Source organism: Novipirellula sp. (genome assembly GCF_041583735.1).
GTDB lineage: Bacteria > Planctomycetota > Planctomycetia > Pirellulales > Pirellulaceae > Novipirellula.
This window is the reverse complement of record NZ_JBFHFD010000802.1, coordinates 1-3,412: the sequence shown is the minus strand read 5'-3', so window position 1 is coordinate 3,412 and position 3,412 is coordinate 1. Positions and strand designations below refer to the sequence as shown.

General features: G+C 55.9%; 2 protein-coding genes. One reads left to right on the top strand and one right to left on the bottom strand.

All coding sequences use genetic code 11. The features are described from left to right. The first annotated feature begins 178 nt into the window (after positions 1 to 178). The gene (locus ABX962_RS32960) at positions 179 to 1,705 is read left to right on the top strand and encodes a sensor histidine kinase (protein WP_372725930.1); all 1,527 of its coding nucleotides are present in this window, start codon (positions 179 to 181) and stop codon (positions 1,703 to 1,705) included. Positions 1,706 to 1,736: 31 nt separating this feature from the next. Here the strand turns inward: ABX962_RS32960 and ABX962_RS32955 are convergent, their stop codons facing one another. Continuing rightward, entirely contained in the window at positions 1,737 to 3,215 is a 1,479-nt protein-coding gene (locus tag ABX962_RS32955; protein WP_372725929.1) for a hypothetical protein, read from the bottom strand. Positions 3,216 to 3,412: the final 197 nt, after the last annotated feature.

Genomic DNA, 3,412 nt, shown 5'->3' with positions numbered 1-3,412 from the left:
CGTCGTCATAGCGATGACGATGCAACGACAACGCTCGATCTTGCTTCACGCTCAGCAAAGCCGTCTTCGATTTATGGGACGATTCTCAAAAGTCGATTCGAGCCAATCGAGCTGGACTTTGCTGATTCGCGTGCCCCACGCGAGCTCGCACGGACTATCCAACCGGAGAATGCTACCGATGTCATCATCGAACTTTACCGCACCAACACAATCTTCCCTCGGGCCCCAGCACCCACTCGGGCTCCAGCATCCACTTGGGCCCCAATCTTCGCTTGGCTCGACGGGGACAAGCCGGCCTCATGGTTTTGGCGCTGCGGCATTTGCAACCTCTCCGCTCACCCCCGAGTCGGAATTTGACAACACCGTCAATGCGATCGTGCAAATGATGAGCGAAACGGCGAGCGATCTGCGTACGCCATTAACCACGGTGCGTGAATCACTGCGATCCCTTGCTGCTGGAAATCAGGGAGACATCAGTGCTCCGCAGTTACAGACGCTTCACGGCGCCATCGACCAATGCGATTGTATGGATCAAATCGTTGGTGAGATGATGCAGTTGCAGCGGTTGCGCGCCGGTTTGCCACGCGTCCGCCGTCGCTGGGTTTCGGTGACGGACATTCGTCGTGCGGTCGATGAATCGCTGCGACCTTGGTTGCTGCGAGGCCACGTCGATGTGCTTTGGGACGGCGCCGACGATTCTCATGTGATCGTGTTTGCGGATCCCGACATGCTCCGACGCTTGTTGGTGAATTTGGTCGCCAGCGCGATCCGCACGACGGTTGAGGGGGCGGATATTCTGATTCGTTTACAAATGGCTTCTAGCGGCGGCGCGATGACGTGGTCGGTCATTGATCGCGGCGAAGGAATTTCGCAGCGGCAAATGAAACAGATCGAACTGCAGCACAAGACGTCCGCACGCAGCGAGGGACTTGGGTTAGCGATCAGCCGTCAATTGGCGGCGCTGCATTTTTCCACCCTCCGGCTCCGTTCACGAGTCGGTTGGGGGACGGAGGTGAGTTTCCAAACGCCGGTTTCAGGCTCCAAAGCGGTCGCGGAATCGTGGGTTCGTTGGCGCCAACGCGGAGGCGTCAATCGTCGTTCTGCGGGCGAAAACGCGTTGTCTGCTGGCGTCGCTAGCCATATTCAGCGGCATGTGCGTTTGGATCCACCGATGTTGTCGGTGGAACTCGGCCACGACAGCGTGGTGCCGCGTTTGCAAGATCTTGCCTCCGTCACCACAGTGGCAATGGGCGCCGCGATGTCGCGAGCGGATGCGGATGAGTTTGACAGTCTGCTACAACGCGATGCGTGGTTGTTCGATCTGATCTATCGTGTCGACACTCGCCGTTGGATTTGTGTACTCGATGGCGACAGCGAAGAATCCCGTCGCCGTGCTTCGGTGATTACCGAAGCAGCCCGCCGACAAATGGGAAGTGTGCGATTGGACTGGGGGGCGCCGAGCCAATTGGATCTGCAACATCGAGGTGCCGCCGCCAAATTGAGCGATATGTTCGTTCGCGAGACGTTGACGGCATCGTCATCCAACACCATCACCGATGCAAACCAGGTCCGGTTGGGCACCGCTCCGATTGAGATGTCACCAGTCGCAGCCGCGCGGCTCGACGAGGAACTGCGACGGCTAAGCGAGCGGTTGCAACGTCAAGCGGTCACCGTTTCGGGGCAAGCCGAAACGCTGCGGCCGTAAGAAATATTGCGGCCGTAACTGGAACACTCGATCACGGGGGCAGGATCTTGTTGTCGGTCTGCATGCCCTCGGTTTGTCGGCGGAATAATTCCGGCAGATTGCTCGGGTAACGCTGAGTCGCTCCGACACCCGATTCCGGTGGGAAGTCTTCTCCGCGTACCGCTGAACCCAGCGGCGTCGTCAACGTATCGTCGATCGTCTTCAGGTAAGCTTGTAGCTTCCAAGCCGGGATGACCGAGACACCGAGTTCTCTCGCCAATTGCTTGATCTTTCCGATCGCAATCTCTTGCTCTTGATTGACTTCGTCGTCGCTGCCGCTCATCGCTTTTTCGTCAACGACAAGGAAGCGGACGCTGGCGTCGAGCGTGCCTTCGACCACGCCGGTTGACGAAACTTCGGCAACCACCGTGGCTCCGGCCGCGGTGATCATCCCCTTGATCGCTTCGTTGTCCGGTCGGTCGTCGTTGTCGATATCGATATCTCCCGCCAAGGCAATCTTGACCTTGCGCCCCGGTGCCCAGAATGGCGAGTAGATAAAATCGCCCGGGATAATCGGATGACGAATGTCAGGTCGGGCCACCACGCGTGCTTCGGCCAAATGATCCGCCAAAATTCGAGTGACCTGGATGGTCGCTTTGACCTTGGCATCTTTCAAACGGGTTTCATCGCCACCGACCACTCCAAATGTCACACCCGGACGCAGTGCATCGGCGGATCCAAGGTTGATGGTGACCGTTTCGCCTCGCACAAAGCGAATGTTGCCTTGCACCGTTTCGAATTGATCGCTGCGAAGTCGCACCAGCTCCATTTTCTGCGTCTCGATCGTGTTTTGACGTTGATCGAGTTGACGGTTTAGCTTTGTTTTTTCTTCGTTGGTGACTTGGCGAAAACGCGTGAATTCTTGCACCGTCTTGGTCAAACTGTCACGCGTGTCTTCTTTTTCTTTGTTGATGCGTTCGCGGTCTTGAGTGAACAGTTGACGTTCTTGGTCAAGTTTCTTTTGCACGTCGTCGGCACGTTGTTCGGCAACCTGTTGAGCCTTTTGGGCGATCTGGATATCGCTTTCCGCTTGAGCCTTGATCTGCTCGACCTCCTTCAACAGCAATCCGTATTGCTCGTTGCGTGAACGAATCGTGTTCATCAGGAATTCAGGAACCTTCGGATAACTCGGGTTCTCGGCGCCTTCACCGGACAGCAATGCCATGTCGCGAACAAATTGTTGTTCGATCAACTGCATCTCGGGGTCGCCACTGGCACTTTGCTTGAGCAGTTCGAGTTCGGCTTCACTCATGCTGCCTACGCCCAACATCGATTTCATTAACCGTGCTTGGTCGTCCTTTAGCTTCAGCTCACTCGTTCTGGATTGCAATTGATCGGCTGCCTTGTCGGCTTTGATCGCTTGCACGTTGGCGGACTGCCAAAAGAAAAAGTTGAGCGCAGCAGAGAGGACCAAAAAGATGAGACAGGCAATTAAGCTGCCACGAATGACAGAATCGTCGCGTGCGGCCATGTTTTTCTTGTTTGGAGCAAGAGGAGTGAAAAGGATCAATTGGAAGCGGAATGCGTTCGCCGCAGTCGCTGGACACAGCGTGTCTGCTTCTTAGTAGCATATTTGCGCATTTGCCGCATTCTACCTACGCTGCCCACAATTACCTAGTAAACGGGTCGGTTTCGAGCAGTTTTTCCAATTCTAAGCATGTTGAGGGG